Genomic DNA, 20,905 nt, shown 5'->3' on the forward strand with positions numbered 1-20,905 from the left:
CATGCCCCCACCCCGGCGTGCGCCGCCCATGAGGAGGACTCCCTCGTAATGGCACACCTGCGCAGCAAGAGGACCCACGTCACCGCCGTCACCACACTGGCGACGGCCGCCCTGCTCGGCGGTCTCACGGCACTGCCCGCACAGGCCGCCCCCGCCGAGGGCAAGGTGCTCGCCGCGGACTCCCCCACCGCGATCAAGGGCAGCTACATCGTCACGCTCAAGAAGGGCACCGGCCTCAAGGCCGCCTCCGGCGAGGGCAAGAGCCTGATCAAGGAGTACGGCGGCACGGTCGAGCGGACCTACCGCTCCGCGCTCAACGGCTACTCGGCCGAGCTCTCGGCCGCCGAGGCGAGGAGACTGGCCGCCGACCCGGCGGTCGCCTCCGTCGAGCAGAACCAGGTCTTCACCGCCGACGCCACCCAGTCCAACGCCCCCTGGGGCCTGGACCGCTCCGACCAGGCGTCGCTGCCGCTCTCCGGCACGTACACCTACCCGGACTCAGCGGGCAGCGGTGTGACCGCGTACGTCATCGACACCGGCGTCCGCGTCTCGCACTCCCAGATCAGCGGCCGGGCCACCAACGGCTACGACGCCGTCGACGGCGACAACGTGGCGCAGGACGGCAACGGGCACGGCACCCATGTCGCCACCACCATCGCGGGCTCCACCTACGGCATCGCCAAGCAGGCGAAGGTCGTGGCGGTGCGGGTGCTGAACAACTCCGGCTCGGGCACCACGGCCGGCGTCGTCGCGGGCATCGACTGGGTGACCGCCAACCACAGCGGCCCCTCGGTCGCCAACATGTCGCTCGGCGGCGGCGCGTCCACCGCCCTCGACACGGCCGTCCGCAACTCCATAGCGAGCGGCGTGACCTACGCGGTGGCGGCCGGCAACAGCAGCGCCAACGCCTCCTCGTACTCCCCCGCCCGGGTCACCGAGGCGATCACCGTCGGCGCCACCACCAGCACCGACGCCCGGGCCAGTTACTCGAACTACGGCTCGGTCCTGGACATCTTCGCGCCGGGTTCCTCGATCACGGCCGGCTGGTACACCAGCGACACCGCCACCAACACCATCTCGGGCACGTCGATGGCCACCCCGCACGTCGCGGGCGCGGCGGCGGTCTACCTGGCCGGCCACACCTCGGCGACCCCGGCCCAGGTCGCCACGGCGCTGACCGGCGGTGCCGTCACGGGCAAGGTCACCGGCCCGGGCACCGGCTCCCCGAACCGGCTGCTCCAGATCGTCCCGTGACACCGGCCGGCCCGTCCGTGGTCCGCTGACACGCCACGGCCCGTCCGCACCGAGTTCCCCGGAGGCGCACACCGCCTCCGGGGAATCCGCGTCCCGGGCTCCGCGACGGCCTCGCCGTCGCTTCTCCGCCGCCCTCCCGCCCCCACGCCTGCGGGCGAGTTCCGCATCTTGACTGTCCCGCGCCCGCTGAGCGACATTGAAGCCCGGCATCCGGCGCTTCGGGGGGCAAAGTCGCCCATGCAGACCTTGGGTACCACGTCATCCCTGTCCGGTAGCGGCGGGCCACTGCTTGCAGGCGTGGCCACCGCCGTGGCGGGGGTCGGCGCGGCGCTCGCGTTCGCCGACGCGGACTCGGTCCTGCGCGGCCCGTTCACGCTGTTCTTCCTCCTCACCGCACCCGGGGCCGCCATCGGGGCCGCGCTGCGCGGGCTGGACCCCTTCGGCCGCACCGTGGCGTCCGTGGCGGGCGCGATCGCCGTGAACCTCCTCGTCGCCCAAGGCATGATCGCCACCCACTCCTGGTCGGTACCCGGCGGGATCGCGGCCGTGACCGTGATCAGCTCACTCGTTCTCCTGCTGAGCCTGGTACGGCGCGTGCGCTGCCGTACGGAGAGAAGACGGACCTGAGACGTGGACATCAGCGTGTACCGCCCAGGCGAACTGAGCGCCGCCGACCGGGCGGCCTGGACCGCCCTGCAGTCGAAGGCACACCTCCACGGCACGCCCGAGCTGGCGAACCCCTTCCTGTCCCCCGAGTTCGCCCTCGCCGTCGGCCGGTGCCGGCGCGGGGTGCGGATCGCCGTCCTGCGCGAGGACGGTGAACCTGCGGCCTTCTTCCCGTTCCAGAGAACCGCCGTCGGGGTGGGCCGGGCCGTCGGCCTGGGCCTGTCCGACTGCCAGGGCGTCGTCCACCGCCCCGGGTTCACCTGGGACGCCGAGGCGCTGCTGCGGGCCTGCGGTCTCGCCGTCTGGGAGTTCGACCACCTGGCGGAGGGCCAGACACCGTTCGCGGGCCACATAACCGGGACCTTCCCGTCACCGGTCATGGATCTCGAGCAGGGATACGAGGCCTATCTGCGCCGGCTGCGCGCCGGATCACCGAAGTTCCTCCGGTCGACCCTCGCCAAGGAACGCCGGCTCGGCCGGGCGGTGAACGAGGTCCGCTATGTGCACGACGAGCGCGACCCCGAGGTCCTGCGCACCCTGATGGCCTGGAAGTCCGCCCAGTACCGCAGGACCGGGCGCAGCGACCGCTTCGCGCACCCGTGGATCATCCGGCTCGTCCAGCAGCTGTTCCACACCCGGTCCGACTCCTTCGCCGGCCAGCTGTCCGTGCTGTACGCGGACGGCAGGCCGGTCGCGGCCCATTTCGGGCTCCGCTCCGAGCGGGTGCTGACCTGCTGGTTCCCGGCGTACGACCCGGCGTACGCGAGGTTCTCGCCGGGGCTGCTGCTGCACCTGCACATGGCGGAGGAGGGGGCCGCCGACGGGATCGCGTACCTGGACCTCGGCCGGGGCCAGAAGCAGTACAAGGACTCCCTGAAGACACGGGAGATCTCCGTGTCCGAGGGGTGGGTCACCCGGCGCCACCCCGTGGCGCTCGGGCACCGGGCCCGGCGCGCCCCCGTCCGGGCGCTGCGGAACGCCGTGTTGGCCCGGCCGGAGCTGTTCGAATCAGCGGACAGGTTGTTGAAGCGGGTGGGAAAAATCCGGTCAGGTCTGTAAGTAACGGACACAACAACAAAAACGTGAGGCCTCGCAGTAGGTCTTGCCATACGGGCTCAATCATCAATACCGTCGTACATCCACCCGCATCGGTCCGTCGGTTGTCGCCCCAAGGGGAGGGCTCAAGGGGCGGGACGGTCCCGGCGCGGGGCGCGGTAGGGGGGTGCCGTGCTCGGTGACCGCACCTGTCGCCGAGTCGTGCCGCGCGACCGACTGCCGAGTCGCGACAGTCGGCCGGCTTTGCCAGCTCACCCTGTCATGCACCAAGGGGTCGATAGGGAGATCGATTTCGCGTGCCATGGGTGAGAACCCCCCTTTCGAACCGGACACACAGCCGGACCGCCCGGGGGCGGGCGGTCCACCGGACGAGAGGGACCAGACTCATGAGCTCAGTTCTGCGCCCGGCGATATCCGATTCCGATACGGCCGAGGAGGCGGACGCGACCACCGCGGTCGCCTCCGGCAAGTACCGGCCGGTCTCCACCCACCTGGCCATCGCACCGCCGGTGAGCGTGGTGATACCCGCCATGAACGAGGCGGAGAACCTTCCGTACGTCTTCAAGACGCTGCCGGACTGGATCCACGAAGTGGTCCTCGTCGACGGCAACTCCACCGACGGCACCGTCGAGGTGGCCCGCGAGGTGTGGCCCGGCGTCAAGGTCGTGCCGCAGCGGGGCAAGGGCAAGGGAGACGCCCTGATCACCGGGTTCGAGGAGTGCACCGGCGACATCATCGTGATGGTCGACGCGGACGGCTCGGCCGACGGCCACGAGATCCTGTCGTACGTCTCCGCCCTGCTCTCGGGCGCGGACTTCGCCAAGGGGTCGCGCTTCGCCAACGGCGGCGCCACCGACGACATGACGCCGATCCGCAAGTTCGGCAACTGGGCGCTGTGCACGGTCGTCAACCGCAAGTTCGGCGCCCGCTACACCGACCTCTGCTACGGCTACAACGCGTTCTGGCGGCACTGCCTGGACAAGATCGACCTCGACTGCACCGGTTTCGAGGTCGAGACGCTGATGAACATCCGGGTCGTCAAGGCCGGTCTGAAGGTGCAGGAGATACCGAGCCACGAGTATCTGCGCATCCACGGCGCGAGCAATCTGCGGGCCGTGCGGGACGGGCTGCGTGTGCTGCGGGTGATCCTCGGGGAGCGCTCCAACCGGCGTGCGCTGCGCCGCCGTTCGCACGCGACGATGCTCGTCTCGGGCCGAGGAGAGGCGTCTTGAACGGACCGGCCGTCTCGGTCGTCGTCTGCGCGTACACCGAGGACCGCTGGGCGGACATCCTCGCGGCGGTCGCCTCGGTACGCGCGCAGTCCCGGCCTGCCCTGGAGACCCTCCTGGTGGTGGACCACAACGAGGCCCTGCTGGAGCGTCTGACCAGGGAGTACAAGGAGGCCGACGAGGTCCGGGTGCTCGCCAACGCGGGCCCCCGCGGGCTGTCCGCCGGCCGCAACACGGGCATCGCCGCCTCGTACGGCGAGATCATCGCCTTCCTCGACGACGACGCCGTCGCCGAGCGCGACTGGCTGCGCTACTTCGTCCAGGGGTACGCGGACCCCCGGGTCATGGCCGTCGGCGGCCGCACGGTGCCCGTCTGGGCCTCCGGCCGCCGCCCGGCCTGGTTCCCGGAGGAGTTCGACTGGGTCGTGGGCTGCGCCTACCGGGGCCTGCCCGGCGGGGTCGCCCCGGTGCGCAACGTGCTGGGCGGCAACGCCTCGTTCCGGCGCGGCGCCTTCGACGCGGCCGGGGGCTTCGCCACCGGCATCGGCCGCGACGGGGGCAGACGGCCCCTCGGCTGCGAGGAGACGGAGCTGTGCATCCGGCTGACCCGCGCCAGGCCGGACGCGATCCTGCTGCTGGACGACCGGGCGGTGATCCACCACCGGGTGCCCGACGCGCGCGAGCACTTCCGGTACTTCCGCACCCGCGCCTACGCCGAGGGCCTGTCGAAGGCGCTGGTCGCCCGGAGCGTCGGCGCCGGCAAGGGCCTGGAGTCGGAACGCCGCTACACCACGCGCGTCCTGCCCGCCGGGGTGGCGCGCGGCCTGCGCGACGCGCTCCTCGGCCGCGAGGGGGGCGCGGGCCGGGCCGGCGCCATCGTCGCGGGGGTCGCGGCGGCGGCCGGGGGGTACGTCGTCGGGAGCGTCCGGGCCCGAAGGGGCGACGTCACGTTCTCCGCCGGTGAGATCCCGGGGGCCGAGGGTGGCGAGGGGGGCTCGTCATGACGGAAGACGCCGTACCGGTCCTGATGTACCACGCGGTCGCCACCGCGCCCGACGACGCCACCCGCGCGCTGTCCGTGACCCCGGAGGCGTTCGCGGAGCAGATGGCGGTGATCGGGGACCTCGGTCTCACCCCCGTCGACGCGGCCACGCTCGCGGACCGCTGGCGCTCAGGTCGCCCGCTGCCCGCCCGGCCCGTGCTGATCACCTTCGACGACGGCTACGAGGGCGTGCACCGCCATGCCCTGCCCGTCCTCGCCAAGCACGGCTTCGCCGCCTCGCTGTTCGTCACCACGGCGTGGATCGAGGGCCCGTACGACGACGGCGGCGCCCTCGACACCATGCTCGACTGGGACCAGGTGCGCGAACTCGCCGACCACGGGGTGGAGATCGGCGGACACAGCCACACCCATCCGCAGCTCGACATGCTGGACGAGGACCGGCTCCGGTTCGAGCTGCGGCGCTGCCGGAACATCGTCGCCGACGAACTGGGCACCCCGCCCGTCTCGTTCGCCTACCCCTACGGCTACTCCAGCCGCCGGGTGCGGGTCGCGGTGCGGGAGACGGGCTTCGCCCAGGCGCTCGCCGTCGGCAACGCGCTCGCCCGCCGCCGGCAGGGCCCGTACGCGCTGCGGCGGGTCACCGTGCGGCGCTCCACCGGGGCCGAGGAGTTCGGGCGGCTGGTCGAGGGCCGCGCCGTCGCCCGCGGCTTCGCCCGGGACCGTGCCCTGACCAAGGGGTACGCCGTGGTCCGAAGAGCACGACAGCTGGGAAGGGTCGTCCGTTCCCGTGTCTGACACGACGACCACCACGGCCGGGCGGGCCGGCACCGGTACCGGCACGGCGGGAACCACCGGACAGCGGTCCGGTTCCGGCCGCCGGCTGCGGCTGCCCGGCCTCGGCAAGGGGGCGGGAGGCAGCCAGCTCTTCCGCAACGCCTACGCGCTGATGCTGAACACCGGTATCTCGGCCGTGCTCGGCCTCGGCTTCTGGCTGGCCGCCGCCCGGTACTACACCGAGGCGGCGGTCGGCCAGGGCTCCGCCGCGATCGCCGCGATGAAGCTCCTGGCAGGGCTGGCCGCGCTGACGCTGACGGGTGCCCTGGCCCGGTTCATCCCGGTCGCGGGACGCGGCACCGGGCGGCTGGTCTTCCGTACGTACGCGGGCAGTTCGGTGGTCGTGGCGCTCGCGGCGGGGGTGTTCCTGCTGACGCTCGGGCTGTGGGGGTCCTCGTACCGCTTCCTGCACGACCCGGTGAACGCCGTGTTCTTCGTGCTCGCGGTCGTCGCCTGGTCGCTGCTGACCCTCCAGGACGGGGTGCTGACCGGGCTGCGCAGCGCGCTGTGGGTACCCGTCGGCAACACCGTGTTCTCCGCGGTGAAGCTGGTGCTGCTGGTGGTGTTCGCCGCGGCGGTCCCCACCATGGGCGTGTTCGTGTCCTGGGTCGCGGCGATCGCGGCGTCCGTGCTGCCGCTGGGCTGGCTGGTGTTCCGTCGGCTCGTCCCCCGGCATGTGAAGGCGACCGAGGGCCAGGCCCACCCGCCGTCGCCGCGGGAGATCGGCCGCTTCCTGGCGGGCGACTACACCGGCTCGCTGTTCTCCCTCGCCGTGGTCTACGCGGTCCCGGTGATCGTCGCCGCCCAGGTCGGCTCCGCCGACAACGCGTACTTCTACATCACCACCACCATCGGCGGCACGGTCAACCTCCTCGCCATCAACATGGGTGCCTCGCTGACCGTCGAGGGCGCGCACGACCCGGCGCGGCTCGCCGCGAACACCCGGGCGGCGCTGCGGCGGATGGCCCGGATCATGCTGCCGGTGTGCGCGGTGCTGTTCTTCGGGGCCCCCTGGATCCTCGCCGTGTTCGGGCAGGGCTACGCGGACGCGGCGACCGGGCTGCTGCGCTGGTTCGCGGTGGGCGCCGTCCTGCGGGTCGTGATGGAGACGTACTTCGCGGTGCTGCGCGCCCAGAGCCGTACCGCCGGACTCGCCTGGCTCCAGGGCCTGTTGTGCGTCCTCGTCCTCGGGCTGACGCTGCTGCTGCTCCCCCGTATGGGCCTGACCGGCGCGGGCGTCGCCGAGATCTCCAGCCTCGCGGTGATCGTGGTGATCGCCGCGCCCCGGCTCCACCGGATCGTCCGGGCGGCGCCGCCCGCCGCGGTCCCCGAGTACACGGCACCGGACGGCGACCTCGCCGACCTGGGCCGGGTGGCGTCCCTCGCGAGGAGGCAGAGCGGCGCCCGGTCCCGGCGGCTCGACTCCGACACCCTCGCCCTCGGCCTCCACCTCGACTTCGACCACATGGAACGCCACCCCGACGTACGCCCCGGCCCCGGCACCCCGTCCACCGGAGCCCCCCGCGTCCGCGAGGACCACCGGCCCGCCTGGGCCCGGGACCGGCCGACCCTGCCGCTCGGCCTCGACCGGCAACCGGTACGCGGACTGCCCGTGGAGACGGGGGTGCCCCCGGACGCGCCGTTCGAGGAGACCGGGAGCGCGGTACGGGAAGCGGCCCCCGTCAGGGCGACCGTGGAACCGGAGGCCGCCGGGGAGCCCGGCGAACGAGAACCGGTGGAGCCGTCCGCTCCCGCGACGCCGTCCGCCCCGTCCCCGGCACCGTCCGAGCCGCTCCGCAGACGGCCGCCGCGCCCCACCCTCACCGGTGCGGTCCTCGGCTGCCTCCTGCTCACGGCGCTGCTGCTGTACTGGCTGCCCGCGTCGGCGCTGGACGACTCCGCCCTGGACGGCATGGACGGGCTCGGCCTGATCTCCGTGCTGCCCCTGCCGACGCTGGCCGGAACGGCGCTGCTGGCCGTCGTGTTCGCCTCGCTGCTGTGGCTGCGCCGCGAGCACCGTGGTCTGCTGCTGGCCACCCTGCTGGCCACGGTCGTGTCCCTGCACGCGCTGCCCGCGGTGATCGAGGCCGAGCCCCGCTTCGCGACCGCCTGGCAGCACCTCGGCTTCCTCGACCACATCGACCGCACCGGCTCGGCGGTCCCCGACCTGGACGCCCGCTGGAGCTGGCCGGGCTTCTTCGCGGCGGCCGCCTTCGTGGCGAGGGCCTGCGGGGTCAGCGACTTCACGGAGATCATCCGCTGGTGGCCGACCGCCATGCAACTGCTGTACCTGGCCCCGATGTTCCTGCTCGCCCGCCATCTGCGGGCGGGCTGGCGCGCCAGATGGACGGGCGTCTGGATCTTCGTGCTGAGCGGCTGGGTGGGCCAGGACTACTTCTCCCCCCAGGGCTTCACCTACCTCCTCTATCTGGCCTTCGTGGCGATCCTCCTCGTCTGGTTCCGCGCGCCGCGCATGCTGTGGGCCAGGGTGCGGCCGGGCGAGGCCGAGGTGGAGCCGACCGACCGCCGGCAGCGCGCGGTGCTGCTGGTGGTCCTCGTCGCGCTGTACGCGGCGACCGTCCCGGCCCACCAGCTCACCCCGTTCGTGATGCTGGGCGTCCTCGCCGCGCTCGTCCTGGCCGGCCGCTGCGAACTGCGCGGCCTGCCCCTCCTGTTCGCCGTCCTGGTCGCCGTGTGGGTGGGCTTCCTCGCCGAGCCGTACTGGTCGGGCCACTTCGACGAACTCTTCGGCGGCGTCGGAGGCGTCGGCGGGAACGTCACGTCCTCCGTCTCCGGCCGTATCGGCGAGGGCAGCTCCACGCACAAGCTGGTGCTGTACGCGCGTGTGGCCCTCGCCGGCCTGGTCATGCTCCTGGCCTGCTACGGCTTCTGGCGTCGTCTCCGGAACAGGTACCGCGAACGCTCCCTCCTCGTCCTGGCCTTCGTGCCGTTCCTCGGCTTCGGCATGCAGTCGTACGGTGGCGAGATGGCCCTGCGGGTCTTCATGTTCGCCCTCCCGGGCGCCGCCCTGCTCGCCGCCCTCGCCCTGTTCCCGCGCTCCGGCGCCACCGCCGAGGAACGCGACAAGGACCGGGTGAGCCTCGCCCCGCTGGCCGCGCTCCTGGCGGGCCTCGTCCTCATCGGCGGGTTCCTGGTCGCCCGCTGGGGCAACGAGCCCTTCGAGCGAGTCCGCCCCGGCGAGGTCGCGGCCATGGAGTACGTGTACGCCCACGACGACCCCACCGTCCGGCTGCTCTGGCTCAGCGACGACCCGGTCGACTCGGTGACGCCCGCGATGCCGTGGGGGGCCCGGGACATGGAGAAGGTCGAGTACGTGCCGACGCTCGCACCGGTCGACCCGGTCCTGGTGTCGGGCCTGGTCAAGTCGCTGAAGGACGCGGGCCCGAACTCGTACCTCATCGTCAGCCGCGGCCAGGCCACGTCCCTCCGGCTGGACTCCGGCTACTCCGCGAACTGGGAGTCCCGGCTCCTGCGGAACCTCGACGCACGCAAGGAGCTCAAGCGGGTCTTCGCCAACGAGGACGCGACGATCTTCGCCATGCGCGGGCAGACCGGCAGGGCCCCCGCCCCCGATCCCGGACCGATCGGCCCGCAGGTGACCTGGACCCCGTGGTCGGTGGCCGGCGCCCTGGCGGCGATCGCGCTGATCGTGCTGCTGACCGCCCGCGAGGTCCTACGTGTGGCGGCCCGCCCGAGCGTCCGCCGACTCCGCCGTCTGCAGAGCGGCTTCTGGTTCAGTCTGCCGTTGCTGGCGCTGCTGCTGGCGTCACTGGTGCAGCGGTTCCTGACGATGGGGGGCGCCCCGTAGGCGAGGACTCACCTCCTGAGCCACCTCACCTCGTACGCACCCATCCCGAACCGCCGCCCGTCGACCTTCGCGCTGATCCTCCGGTCGAGGGTGTTGACCACGAGCACGACGTCGTCATCGGCCAGCACCCGTACGTTCGGCCTGTCGTCGGCGGCCACCGACACCTTCTCGTACGTCGTACCGGGCGGGAACTCCGCGCCGAAGCGGGACAGCAGGTCGTACACGGGCAGCGCCCTGCCGCCGTCGCCCGTGCCGGTCGGGGTCCACAGGCATCCGGGGCACTCCCCGCTCCTCTCCTCCGGGTTCCAGTAGAACGCGGAGGTCGCGCCCCCCTTGGCCATGCCGATCAGCCCGGCCGCCTGGACGGCGACGCGCCGGGTCTCGGACCAGCCGTGGCGGTCGTCGTTCGCGTCGGCGGGCTCCACGTAGTACTCGGCCCACCACAACGGCAGACCCGGGGAGCGCCCCCGCACCCACTCGCTCACCGCCGTGAACTTCTCCGTCGCCGCGAACTCGTCCGGCAGCAGCTCGTCGTCCTTGGTGTAGCTGGAGCCGTCGACGACCACGAAGTCCGCGCCCGCCTTGTTCTCGTTCCAGTAGTCGAAGGCGTCGAGGATCCGCTGGTCCATGGCGCCCCAGGGCCCCTTCAGGGACGTCGACGCGTCCTGCCTCTGACGCGGGTCGAGGCTGTCCATGACGAGGTACGGCCCGCCCACCATGATGTCCTCGTCGACCTTCTTCAGGGCCTTGTGGACCAGGTTGTACAGCCGGGTGTAGCCCTCGTAGTCCCAGCGGGCCTCGCTGTCGTTCCAGAAGCCCTTGAACTCGTTCCAGACGATGAAGTGCCGTACGTCCGGGTAGCGCCTCGCGACCGTAGCGGCGAGGTCGGCGTAGTCCTGGAAGTGCTCGGGCTCGGGGGCGGTCTCCAGGGCGGACTGGCTCCAGTCCGTGTTGTCGGCGCCGGAGTCGCCGCCCTTCATCCAGTCGGGGGCGCAGCACAGGGTGACCACGGGGGTGCCGCCGGTGGCGCGGACGAAGTCGATGCGCCGGTCCATCTCCTCGAAGTCGTAACGGCCCTCGACCGGTTCGGGGTTGCCGGCGCCCCAGCCCATGATGTGCTGGATCTGCGGCATGGGCCGCTCGCCGAGGCGCTCCTCGACCCGTGCGACGGCCGCCCCGCTGCCCTGGTCCGCGCTGAACTGGGTGTGGGTGAAGCCCCAGCCGACCTCGGGGCCGATGTCGTCCGGCGGGACGGCGGGCGTGCCGTGCACCTTGTCGCCGTCGCGTGAGGTGCCGGCGGTACCGCCGTCGCCGGGCTGCGTGCCGACCAGGGTCACGATCAGGGCCAGGAGGGCAGCCCCCGCACCGAGGAGCGCGGCGAGCCGCCACCGCCGGTCCCCCGAATTCCACCCATGCCGTCGCATCATGGGCAACAGTAGCGGGACGGGGCGGCGGTGGGGGAGCTTCCGTCGCCGACAACCGACTCACCACGGAAAGCGGATGCACGCGAAGCCCTCCGTGACGGATCATGGCGGCATGTCTGCGAACCCACACGACGCTCTGCCGATCCGGCTCAACGTCGACGACAGCGACTCCCCGTCCGATGTCGTCGACGCGCTGTTCCTCGGCCGCTTCGCGACGGGCGAGCAGCCGTACGCGCACGCGGCGAACATCGACCGGGTGCGGACCGCCGCGACCCTGCTGCCGCCGGGCGCACGCGTCCTGCGCGCCGCGCGGGACGACGACCGCAGCACGACCCTCGCCGAGGGAGACGGCTGGACCGTGCTGGTCTCCCGCTGGAACCGGGGTGCGGACGTCACCGTGACGGCGACCACCGCCGAGCTGGCGGAGAAGGTCCTCGGCCAGGCCACGGACGGCGCGGCCGACGAGCCCGAACCGCAGCCGGAGAACGTGACGATGGGCTTCTGGTACGTCTCGCCGCGCCGGGGCCCGCACCGTACGACGCGGCAGATCTCGGCGGGCACCTGGGAAGAGGTGCGGCCCAACTACACGGCCCCGGTGGCGGACGCGATGGACCGCCTGATGAAGACGACCCCGGAGGACATCGCGGGCCGGCTCCTGCTGCTGCACGGCCCGCCCGGCACCGGCAAGACCTCCGCCCTGCGGACGCTGGCCCGTTCCTGGCGGGACTGGTGCCAGGTCGACTGCGTCCTGGACCCCGAGCGGCTCTTCTCCGACGTCGGCTATCTGATGGACATCGCGATCGGCGAGGAGGACGCCACCGGCAAGGGCCGCTGGCGTCTGCTCCTGCTGGAGGACTGCGACGAACTGATCCGCGGCGAGGCCAAGCACACGGCCGGCCAGGCGCTGTCACGTCTGCTCAACCTCACCGACGGCCTCCTCGGCCAGGGCCGCAACGTCCTGGTCGGCGTCACCACCAACGAGGACCTGGAGCGCCTGCACCCGGCCGTGGTCCGTCCCGGCCGCTGTCTCGCCCGGATCGAGGTCGGCGCCCTGACCCGCCGGGAGGCGGTGGACTGGCTCGGCACGGACGAGGGCGTCGGCCGCGAGGGCGCGACCCTGGCCGAGCTGTACGCCCTGCGCCGGGGCACCTCGCCCACGTCCCTGCCGGAGCCGCGGGGCGGGGCGGACGCGGGCCTGTACCTGTAGCCCTCCCACCGCCCGGTGCCGCGGGGCTTCGGGTGTCCGTCCGGTGCCCCGGTGTTCTGATGGATGTATGACCCTGTTCGTCGGCACGTCGGGGTGGCAGTACAAGGACTGGCGGGGCGCCCTCTACCCGGAGGGCTGTCCCACCCGTCTCTGGCTGGAGGAGTACGCGGAGCACTTCGCCACGGTGGAGAACAACAACGCGTTCTACCGGCTGCCGTCCCGCGAGACCTTCCAGTCCTGGCACGACCGGACCCCGCCGGGCTTCGTCGTCGCGGTGAAGGCGAGCCGCTTCCTGACCCACATCAAACGGCTCAAGGACCCCGAGGAACCGGTGGAGCGCCTGATGAGCCGCGCCGAGGGCCTCGGCGACCGGCTGGGCCCGGTCCTCCTCCAGTTGCCGCCCACCCTCCGCGCCGACCCGCCCCTGCTCGACGCCTGCCTCGCCCGCTTCCCCACCGGTACGCGGGTCGCCGTGGAACCCCGCCACGAGTCCTGGTGGACCGACGAGGTACGCCGGGTCCTGGAGGCCCGCTCCGCCGCCCTGTGCTGGGCCGACGTCCGCTCCCGGCCCGCGACGCCGCTGTGGCGCACCACCGACTGGGGCTATGTCCGCTTCCACGTCGGCCGCGCCCACACCTGGCCCCACTACGGCCGCCAGGCCCTCACCACCTGGGTCCACCGCATCGCCGCCACCTGGCCCGACAGCGCCGACATCCACGCGTACTTCAACAACGACCCCCACGCGGCGGCCGTGCTGGACGCCATGACCTTCGCCCGAGCGGCCCGCAGAACGGGGCTGACGGTGACGAGAACCCCCGAGCGTCTGCCCGGCTGACGCCCCCGCCCGGCCGCTCAGTCGCCGTAGACCGCCCGCAGGGCGTCCCGGACCGCCGCGAGGGCCTCCGCCTCGCCGAGGCCCAGGCGCCGCGCCCGCTCCGCGTACCCCGCGGCGGCCGTCGCCGCCTCCTTCTCCGCGGCCGACCCGGCGGCGGCCACGAACGTGCCGTTACGTCCCCGCGTCTCGATCACCCCGTCGGTCTCCAGCGCGCGATACGCCTTGGCGACGGTGTTGGCCGCGAGCCCGAGCTGCTCGGCGAGCCCCCGCACGGTCGGCAGCCGGTACCCCACGGGCAGCGCCCCGGACCGGGCCTGCTCCGAGATCTGGGCGCGCACCTGCTCGTAGGGCGCGCCCCCCTCCACGATGCGAATGTTCAAGGTCACGCGGCGATTGTCCCGTACGCACCGGCCGTGGTCGTCGCACGCCCACCGGAAATTCGGAGGCGACCGGCTACACCGTCCGCGTACCGTGCGACCACATGACACTGATCGTGCGCGACCTCCGTATCGCGGATCCCGCGGACACCGGGGCCTTCGCCGACATCCGCGGGCGCGCCCTTCCCTTCCTGGTCAGCACCCCCGAGTCCCTCCTCCACGAGGCCGCCCACGCCGCCCCCGAGGCCCACGTCGGGCATCTGGTGGCCGAGGCGGACGGCGAGGTGATCGGGACCGCACAGCTGGGGATCGCCCACGACAGCCCCGTCCCGGGCCAGGGCTACCTCAATGTGTACGTACACCCGGAGCGCGTACGCCGGGGCGCGGGCGCCCTGCTGGTACGCGCCGCCGAGGAGCGGCTCGTGGCGGCGGGAGCCAAGCGGCTGTTCTCGTGGGTGCTGGACACCCCGGACGACCGCGCGTTCGCCGAGCGGCGCGGCTACACGGGCAGCAGGTCCGCCCACTTCCTGCGGCTGGATCTCGCGGCAGGCACCGTCCCGCCGGTGGGGGAACCGCCGACCGGCGTCGAGCTGCGGACGGCCGCCGACTTCGCCGACGATCCGCGCCCGCTGTTCGAGCTGGACGCGGAAACCACGGCGGACGAACCCGGCGACATCGGCGCCGAGTTGGACGACTACGAGCAGTGGCTCGCCCAGACCTACCGCCACCCGCTGCTCGACCACGCGCTGAGCACGGTGGTCGTCGTGGACGGCACACCGGCCGCGTTCACCGCGGCCCGCACGGACGGCCGGACACGGTACTTCACCGGCATGACGGGCACGGCCCGCGCCTTCCGCGGCCGGGGCCTGGCGAAGCTCGCCAAGAACGACTCCCTGCACCGCGCCCGCGCCGCCGGCTACGAGGAGGCGTTCACCGGCAACGACGCCGGCAATGACCCGATGATCGCGATCAACAAGTGGTTCGGTTACGAGGTGTGCGCGACGGAGGTGCACTATGTCCGGGAACTCGTCTGACCCGAGCGGGGAGTTGGACGTCGTCCTGCTGAAGGCGGGGCGCACGAAGATCCGTTATCCCGCCCGGCTGCTGGGCGACGACGGCGTCCGGGTCGTCGTCCGCGCCGACTGGGCGAGCCCCGGGGTGCGGGACTTCGGCTTCGTGCGGTTCGAGCCCGGCGACGTCTTCACCGAGTACTACTGGCGCGACCGGTGGTACGCCGTGAAGGAGGTCCGCGACGGGCGGGGCGGCCTGAAGGGCTGGTACTGCGACATCACCCGTCCCGCCGTGCGGGCCGGCGGCGAACTGGTCGTCGAGGACCTCGACCTGGACCTGTGGCGCTCCGCCGACGGCACGGCCGTACTGCGGCTGGACGAGGACGAGTTCGCCGAGAGCGGGCTCCGGGAAACCGACCCGCAGGCCGCGGCGGCGGCCCTGGCCGCACTGGACGAACTGGAACTCCTCGCGAAAGAGGGCGACTTCACGGACCTGCTGAGCTGACCCGGGAGATACTCCGGGCGAGGACGCCCGCCCGGCGGGTCAGAGGTCCGCGAGCACCGCGTACCGTTCGTCCTCGACCCGCTTGCCCCACAGCCGCGCGTCGTCGTCGAGCCGGACCACCAGCGCGTCGGAGACGAGCGGTGCGACGAGCCCGTGCAGCCGCTCGGCGGGTAGGCCGACCGGGCTGAGCGTCCCCCACACGCCCTCGACGAGCACGAGGCGCCCCCCGGGCCGCAGCAGCCCGCACCAGCGGCGCAGGGCGCGGGCCGGGTCGGGCGGGGCCCACAGGACATGCCGGACGAGGACCACGTCGAAGCGCTCCTCGCCCACGGGCGGTACCGCCGCGTCGCCGACGAGGAACACGGCGGGGTGCCCGGCGAGTTTGGCGCGGGCGCGGCCGACCATGGCCGGGGAGGAGTCCACGCCGGTCACCCGGTGCCCCTGCTCGGTCGCGAGGAGCGACAGGCTGCCGGTGCCGCAGCCGAGGTCCAGGACATCGGCGGGGCGGCGTGGCAGCCAGGCCCGCAGACGGGCCGCCCAGGCGTCCCGGACGACGGGTTCCCGCAGGCCGTGATCGGGTTCGGCGTCGAAAACGGCCGCCCGCGCGTCCCAGTCGACGGGCGGGGGCGGGTCGTTCGGCCCGGAGTTCTTCGCGGTTCGGGGGCTCCGGGAGGTTTCACCGTCGTCGATGTTGGTCATGCCGCCAGAGTGACACCTGCCACTGACAGTCCAGATGGTGACAACGGCCACTGACAGAGCACGACCGATGAGTAACGCTCCCCGGAAGAGGTCTACCTCCGTGAAACCGCGGAACACGGTAGACGCAAGGAGGCAGCCATGCGCCGTACGACCGTGCAGAAGCCCCTGAGGAAGTCCGACTCCCGCCGGGTGCGGGAGGAGACCGACGAGCGCCCCGTCGAGCGCCGGGAAGTGCGAAAGGACATCGCGCGCACCTGGTGGCCGGACGGCTGACCCCACCGGCCGCGGCCCTCAGCCGAGCCGCTTGCGGTAGTGGATCCTGTCGTAGGGCCCGTCCACCCGCCGCTCCACGACCTCGTACCCGAACTTCGGATAGATCTTCCGGTTCTCCCACATCATCGCGTTCGTGCAGAGCCTGATCTCGGGCAGGCCGAGGGCACGCGCGTGCGTGTCCACGAATTCCAGGAGCCGTCGCCCGACGCCCCGTCCGTGGGCGTCGGGGTGGACGGCGATGACGTCGAGGAACAGGTGGTCGTCGTGCGCCTCGACGACCACGAGGCCGGTCACGGGGTCACCGGTCACGAAGACGCGGCCCGCGGCCACGTTCGCCGCGTGGTCCGCCTCCATGGGCTTCGGGACGACCCCGATGCGTGCGATGTAGGGCCGGAACGCGGCGTCCGTGACGGCCCGCACGGCGTCGACGTCCGCGGGCACCGCCCTTCTGATGCCCTTTCCCGCCCTGGCGTCCGTCACGGCGTCCGTCATGACCGGGGGCTGGTGAGGGTGCGGCCGAGCAGGTCGAGCAGGGCCGTCCAGTGGCGTTCCGCCGCCTCGGCGTCATAGGCGGCGGTGTCGGCCTGGGTGTAGCCGTGGGGGGCTCCCGCGTACACCTCGGTGCGGTGGGTGACGCCCGCCTCGTCAAGCGTCCTGTCGAGCAGTTCGATCTGCTCCGGCGGCATGGACGAGTCGTTGTCGGCGTACCCGAGGTAGACCTCGCCGGTGATCCGGTCCGCCGTCAGATGCGGGCTGTCCGGGGCGTCGGTCGCCAGCCGGCCCCCGTGGAACCCGGCCACGGCCGCGACCCGCTCCGGGAAGGCGGCCGCGGTGCGCAGGGCGAGACCGGCGCCCATGCAGTAGCCGGTGATGCCGACCGGTCCGGCCGTCGTGTGCGGGCTGTCCGCCAGCCACTCCAGATAGGTCGCGGCGTCCCGCACCGCCAGGTCCGGTGTCAGCGCCAGCATCACGGGGAGGATCCGGTCCCACAGCTCCGGGCGCGCGCCGGGGTCGATGAAGTCGGGCAGGTCGAAGACCGGGGTGCGTCCGCTGCGGTGGAAGACGTTGGGCACGAGGACCGTGTAACCGGCGCCGGCCAGCCGGTCCGCCATCGCCCTCAGGTGCGGCCGCAGTCCGAACGCGTCCATGTAGAGGAGCACCGCGGGGTGCGGGGCGTCGTCGTCGGGGCGGACGAAGTAGGCGTCGGCGGTGCCGTCCTGGGTGGCGATGTCCACGGTCGTTCCGCGTACGGCGGTCATGGGTGCTCCTCTTCGTTTCTCCGACGGATCGTCAACCGGTCATCAACTGTCGCGTGGGGTCGCATTGTTCCGCGGGCGGGTAAGAGCGGGATCATCGACGGCTCGGCGGCCGGTGTTCCTGAGCCCTCGGTTAGCCCATCCTTAACGCGAGCATAAGGATCTCCCGCACCCGCCCTCAGCAGGCGATTTCGCGGTCTCGTCGGGCTAGCTTGCTGAGCACCCGGAAACCCGGACCGCCCCGGAAGCCCGAAACCCGGAACCCCGGAATCCCGGCATCCCGGAACCGCTTCGAGGAGTACCGCCATGCCCGCTGCCCGCCGCAAGGCCGCCGCGTTCGTCACCGCCGGTGTCGTCGGCGCCGCCCCGCTCGCCCTGACCGTGTCCGCCGCCGGGCCCGCCGCGGCGCACGGCTCACTGGGCGACCCGGTGAGCCGGGTGGCGCAGTGCTACGCGGAGGGCCCCGAGAACCCGAGGTCGGCGGCGTGCCGGGCGGCGGTGGCGGCCGGGGGCACCCAGGCGCTGTACGACTGGAACGGCGTACGGATCGGCGACGTCGCCGGCCGGCACCGGGAGCGCGTACCGGACGGCGCGTTGTGCAGCGCCGGGAACAAGGCGTTCAAGGGCCTCGACCTGGCCCGCGCCGACTGGCCGGCGACGCGCGTGCGCGGCGGCTCGTACACGTTCAAGTACCGGGTGACGGCGCCGCACAGGGGGACCTTCCGGGTGTACGCCACCAAGCCCGGTTACGTCCCCTCCCGGCCGCTCGCGTGGGACGACCTGGATCTCGCGCACCCGGTGGCGACGTCCACCGACCCGGCGGCGTCGGGCGGCTTCTACACGTTCTCCGGGACCCTGCCGGAGCGCTCCGGCAGGCATCTGCTGTACACGGTCTGGCAGCGCTCGGACAGTCCGGAGGCGTTCTACTCGTGTTCGGACGTCACCTTCGGTGGCACGGGCGGCGGCGCGGGGACGGGCAGCGGCTCCGGCTCGACCGAGGAGACGTCCGCGCCCCCGACCGCGCCCTCCGACGAGCAGATCGAGGACGGCGCGGACAAGTCGACCGTCGAGCACGGCGGCCACGGCGACGACGACGCGGCCACGACGGCGGACCCGACACCGGCGGGCTCCGCGAAGTCCTCGGCCGGGACCGGCACCGAGGAGACGCCGGCGGCCAGGTCGGCCGACGGACCGGCCGACGGTGGTGACACCCCCGGCGAGGCGGAGCCCGCCGGCGCCCGGGAGAACCTCGCCGAGACGGGCGGGGCCGGGGTGACCTCGTATGTGGCGATCGGCGGCGCGGCGGTCCTCGCCGCGGGCTCCTCCCTCCTGTTCGCCGCGGCCCGCCGCCGTGCGGTGAGCGGTGGCCGGCAGGGCGGCTGACGGACTCCGGGGCCTGCCCGGCGGCTCAGGCCGGACAGGCCCCGGCGGTGTACGTCCGGGTCACCCGCGGCACGGGTGGCCCGGCGTGTGTGCACGTGTCAGCCGATGACCGACAGACAGGTCGTCGGGGTGGCGCGGGCCGGGTCGAGGGCGTTGGTGACCTCGTGGAAGGCGATGCGGTCGAGGAGCCCGATCGCCGCGTGCTCGGAGAGGTCGGCGGCGCACAGGTCCTGGATGACGATGTTGCGTACGTTCGGGCCGTCGAGGAACTGGGACCGGTAGGGCGTGACGACCTCGTCGTACTTGGTGGCGAGGACGGTGTAGGTGACACCGGGGACGGTGTCGCCGCCCGCGTTGAGCCTGGTCAGGAACGGGGAGCCGACGACCTGGTCGGCGAGGGCCGGGGTGGCGGTGGACAGCAGGTCACCGGCGCCGGGGAAGTGGTCGAGGAGCTGGGTGAGGCCGCCCAGGGTGGTGCCGTGGTTGGAGGGGGCTATGCCTATGAGGGCGTTCACCTCCGCCGCCCCTCCGAGGAACTTCAGGTAGTAGCGGGGCATCATGCCGCCCTGCGAGTGACCGACGAGGTCGACCTCGGCGGCGCCGGTCGAGGCGAGCACCCGGTCGACGAAGGCGTCGAGCTGCTGTGCCGACTTGTCGATCGGGCCGAGGCCGTTGAAGAAGGGGACGCCGGGGAGCTGGCCGTAGTCGAGCGAGTAGACGCAGTACCCGCGGTTGACCAGGTACGGAGCGAGGCCCAGCCAGTTGTCGACGGAGTTGCCGAACGTCCCGTGGACGAGGACGACGGGGCGGGGGTGGGCACTGGAGGGCTTGCACGAATAGTCGTTCCAGCCACGGCTGGAGGTGGCGGCCGTGTCGGCGGCCGCGGCGGAGGTGGCGGGGACGGTGGTCGCCGCGGCGGCGAGGAGCAGGGCGGCCAGCGGTCTGATCAGGCGCTTCCAGGGCAGCATCGGGTGATCTCCTTGCGGCTCAAGGGACGTGCGACGGCGTTCGCCCTGTGATCCGGATCACGAGGATGCTGTTCTTATCCAGCCAAGTTACGGGCGGGTAGTAAAAGTGGGAAGTTACGTGTCAGTAAAAACTTCAAGCGGTGCCCGTGGACGCTGATAGAGGACGGCGCACCGTCACCAGGCGGGCCTGATGGGGCCGCGGGGGGGCGATGCGGGTCAACTGCTCACGCAGTGCCCGCACTTCGGCCTCCCCGCCGAGCACGCCACTCCACTCCCGGACGACCTCGGCCGCCGCCTCCTCCGCGGCCCGGGTGCAGGCCCACCCCAACTCGGTCAGCACGACCAGCCGGGCCCGGGCGTCACGGGGGTGGGGCCGGCGCTCGACGTACCCCTTGCGCGCGAGTTCCTCGACGAGCTGACTGGCGGCCTGCTTGGTCACCCCGAGATGGACGGCGAGTTCGGTGACCGTCGCGCCGTCCGGGGCGAGCCGGGTGAACGCGAAGCCGTACACGGGCCGCCCCTCGAAGCCGCGGGCGACGACCCCCTGCTGGATGCGCTGGGTCAGCTCACCCGCGACGGCGAGCAGGGCGGCGGTGAGCCCGAGGGCCTCGGAGTTCTGCATGCCCGCATTGAAACACCGTTGACGGATTGGTCAAGCTGCTTGACCATTGGTTCATATAGTCAAGCAGCTTGACCATCGTTCCTGGAGGCCCCCATGCCCGTAGTCCGTTCGTCCGAAGCCGTCGCCCACGAGATCCACGGCGCCCGCTTCGTCTCGTACGCCACGCCCCGCACCGGCAGCAGGGAGCTGGCGGCCTGGCGGGGGGAGATCCCCGCCGGCACCAAGGCGCCCGCCCACACCGTCAGCAAGGAGGAGATACTCCATCTGCTCGTCGGCGAGCTGCTGATCACGCTCGACGGCCGTACCGAGCGCGTCGGTGCGGGCGACACCCTGATCGTCAACGCCGGGGCGACCCTCACCGTCGAGAATCCGACGGCGGAGACCGTCGTCACCTGGGTCACCACCTCCCTGGGCCTGGAGGCCGAGCTGGCCGACGGGACGCGGATCGCGCCGCCGTGGGCCAACTGACGCCCCC

20 protein-coding genes and 1 pseudogene are annotated in these 20,905 nt (G+C 72.6%); 14 read left to right on the forward strand and 7 right to left on the reverse strand.

The features are described 5' to 3' along the window. Positions 1–48 precede the first annotated feature (48 nt). The 7 genes from AC067N_RS23265 (at position 49) to AC067N_RS23295 (ending at position 9,871) form a co-directional block, all read left to right on the forward strand. Complete coding sequence (locus AC067N_RS23265) at positions 49–1,254, forward strand: S8 family peptidase (RefSeq protein ID WP_478680790.1); 1,206 nt, start codon at positions 49–51, stop codon at positions 1,252–1,254. Positions 1,255–1,551: 297 nt separating this feature from the next. After that, the gene (locus AC067N_RS23270) at positions 1,552–1,881 is read left to right on the forward strand and encodes a hypothetical protein (protein WP_478680791.1); all 330 of its coding nucleotides are present in this window, start codon (positions 1,552–1,554) and stop codon (positions 1,879–1,881) included. 3 nt (positions 1,882–1,884) lie between these two features. Continuing rightward, entirely contained in the window at positions 1,885–2,979 is a 1,095-nt protein-coding gene (locus tag AC067N_RS23275; RefSeq protein WP_478680792.1) for a GNAT family N-acetyltransferase, read from the forward strand. Positions 2,980–3,362: 383 nt separating this feature from the next. Continuing rightward, a complete protein-coding gene (locus AC067N_RS23280) occupies positions 3,363–4,208 on the forward strand; it encodes a glycosyltransferase family 2 protein (RefSeq protein WP_478680793.1) in 846 nt (281 codons plus the stop codon). Continuing rightward, positions 4,205–5,209 carry a glycosyltransferase family 2 protein gene (locus AC067N_RS23285; protein ID WP_478680794.1) on the forward strand — a complete coding sequence of 335 codons (1,005 nt, stop codon included), beginning with the start codon at positions 4,205–4,207 and terminating at the stop codon, positions 5,207–5,209. The genes AC067N_RS23280 and AC067N_RS23285 overlap by 4 nt, the downstream gene beginning before the upstream one ends. Beyond that, complete coding sequence (locus tag AC067N_RS23290) at positions 5,206–6,003, forward strand: polysaccharide deacetylase family protein (RefSeq protein ID WP_478680795.1); 798 nt, start codon at positions 5,206–5,208, stop codon at positions 6,001–6,003. Before AC067N_RS23285 ends, AC067N_RS23290 begins: the two co-directional genes overlap by 4 nt. Then, positions 5,996–9,871: a lipopolysaccharide biosynthesis protein gene (locus tag AC067N_RS23295; protein ID WP_478680796.1), complete on the forward strand. Its 3,876-nt coding sequence runs from the start codon at positions 5,996–5,998 to the stop codon at positions 9,869–9,871. Before AC067N_RS23290 ends, AC067N_RS23295 begins: the two co-directional genes overlap by 8 nt. Before the next feature lie 8 nt (positions 9,872–9,879). Here the strand turns inward: AC067N_RS23295 and AC067N_RS23300 are convergent, their stop codons facing one another. After that, positions 9,880–11,295 (reverse strand): GH39 family glycosyl hydrolase, encoded by a 1,416-nt coding sequence (locus AC067N_RS23300; protein ID WP_478680869.1) that lies wholly within the window; start codon positions 11,293–11,295, stop codon positions 9,880–9,882. 112 nt (positions 11,296–11,407) lie between these two features. On the opposite strand from AC067N_RS23300, the gene AC067N_RS23305 reads away from it, so the two are divergent. Together AC067N_RS23305 and AC067N_RS23310 are read left to right on the forward strand one after the other, a co-directional pair. Then, positions 11,408–12,502: a DUF5925 domain-containing protein gene (locus tag AC067N_RS23305; protein WP_478680797.1), complete on the forward strand. Its 1,095-nt coding sequence runs from the start codon at positions 11,408–11,410 to the stop codon at positions 12,500–12,502. A 67-nt stretch (positions 12,503–12,569) separates the two neighbouring features. Continuing rightward, positions 12,570–13,337 carry a DUF72 domain-containing protein gene (locus AC067N_RS23310; RefSeq protein WP_478680798.1) on the forward strand — a complete coding sequence of 256 codons (768 nt, stop codon included), beginning with the start codon at positions 12,570–12,572 and terminating at the stop codon, positions 13,335–13,337. Between the two features lie 17 nt (positions 13,338–13,354). Here AC067N_RS23310 and AC067N_RS23315 read toward each other — a convergent pair whose 3' ends face one another. Next, positions 13,355–13,723: a GntR family transcriptional regulator gene (locus AC067N_RS23315; RefSeq protein WP_055522884.1), complete on the reverse strand. Its 369-nt coding sequence runs from the start codon at positions 13,721–13,723 to the stop codon at positions 13,355–13,357. A 95-nt stretch (positions 13,724–13,818) separates the two neighbouring features. Between AC067N_RS23315 and AC067N_RS23320 the strand changes: the two genes are divergently transcribed. Continuing rightward, positions 13,819–14,748 carry a GNAT family N-acetyltransferase gene (locus AC067N_RS23320; protein ID WP_478680799.1) on the forward strand — a complete coding sequence of 310 codons (930 nt, stop codon included), beginning with the start codon at positions 13,819–13,821 and terminating at the stop codon, positions 14,746–14,748. Then, positions 14,729–15,229 carry a ribonuclease FAU-1 family protein gene (locus AC067N_RS23325; protein ID WP_478680800.1) on the forward strand — a complete coding sequence of 167 codons (501 nt, stop codon included), beginning with the start codon at positions 14,729–14,731 and terminating at the stop codon, positions 15,227–15,229. The genes AC067N_RS23320 and AC067N_RS23325 overlap by 20 nt, the downstream gene beginning before the upstream one ends. A 39-nt stretch (positions 15,230–15,268) precedes the next feature. Here AC067N_RS23325 and AC067N_RS23330 read toward each other — a convergent pair whose 3' ends face one another. Next, a complete protein-coding gene (locus AC067N_RS23330; protein WP_478680801.1) occupies positions 15,269–15,928 on the reverse strand; it encodes a class I SAM-dependent methyltransferase in 660 nt (219 codons plus the stop codon). Between the two features lie 138 nt (positions 15,929–16,066). On the opposite strand from AC067N_RS23330, the gene AC067N_RS23335 reads away from it, so the two are divergent. After that, positions 16,067–16,201 (forward strand): hypothetical protein, encoded by a 135-nt coding sequence (locus AC067N_RS23335; protein ID WP_478680802.1) that lies wholly within the window; start codon positions 16,067–16,069, stop codon positions 16,199–16,201. An 18-nt stretch (positions 16,202–16,219) separates the two neighbouring features. Here the strand turns inward: AC067N_RS23335 and AC067N_RS23340 are convergent, their stop codons facing one another. Together AC067N_RS23340 and AC067N_RS23345 are read right to left on the reverse strand one after the other, a co-directional pair. Next, positions 16,220–16,693, reverse strand: coding sequence for a GNAT family N-acetyltransferase (locus AC067N_RS23340; protein ID WP_478680803.1), 474 nt, complete (start codon positions 16,691–16,693; stop codon positions 16,220–16,222). Next, positions 16,690–17,460, reverse strand: a complete 771-nt coding sequence (locus AC067N_RS23345; RefSeq protein ID WP_478680804.1) for a dienelactone hydrolase family protein — start codon at positions 17,458–17,460, stop codon at positions 16,690–16,692. The genes AC067N_RS23340 and AC067N_RS23345 overlap by 4 nt, the downstream gene beginning before the upstream one ends. Positions 17,461–17,763: 303 nt before the next feature. On the opposite strand from AC067N_RS23345, the gene AC067N_RS23350 reads away from it, so the two are divergent. Continuing rightward, on the forward strand, positions 17,764–18,840 hold the full coding sequence (locus AC067N_RS23350) for a lytic polysaccharide monooxygenase auxiliary activity family 9 protein (protein WP_478680805.1): 1,077 nt from the start codon (positions 17,764–17,766) through the stop codon (positions 18,838–18,840). Positions 18,841–18,938: 98 nt separating this feature from the next. Here the strand turns inward: AC067N_RS23350 and AC067N_RS23355 are convergent, their stop codons facing one another. Then, the gene (locus tag AC067N_RS23355; protein ID WP_478680806.1) at positions 18,939–19,808 is read right to left on the reverse strand and encodes an esterase/lipase family protein; all 870 of its coding nucleotides are present in this window, start codon (positions 19,806–19,808) and stop codon (positions 18,939–18,941) included. A gap of 174 nt (positions 19,809–19,982) precedes the next feature. Then, positions 19,983–20,430, reverse strand: a pseudogene (locus AC067N_RS23360) (MarR family winged helix-turn-helix transcriptional regulator). Between the two features lie 93 nt (positions 20,431–20,523). On the opposite strand from AC067N_RS23360, the gene AC067N_RS23365 reads away from it, so the two are divergent. Then, entirely contained in the window at positions 20,524–20,898 is a 375-nt protein-coding gene (locus AC067N_RS23365; protein ID WP_478680807.1) for a cupin domain-containing protein, read from the forward strand. Positions 20,899–20,905: the final 7 nt, after the last annotated feature.

It is taken from the genome of Streptomyces sp. NPDC042364 (genome assembly GCF_056437585.1).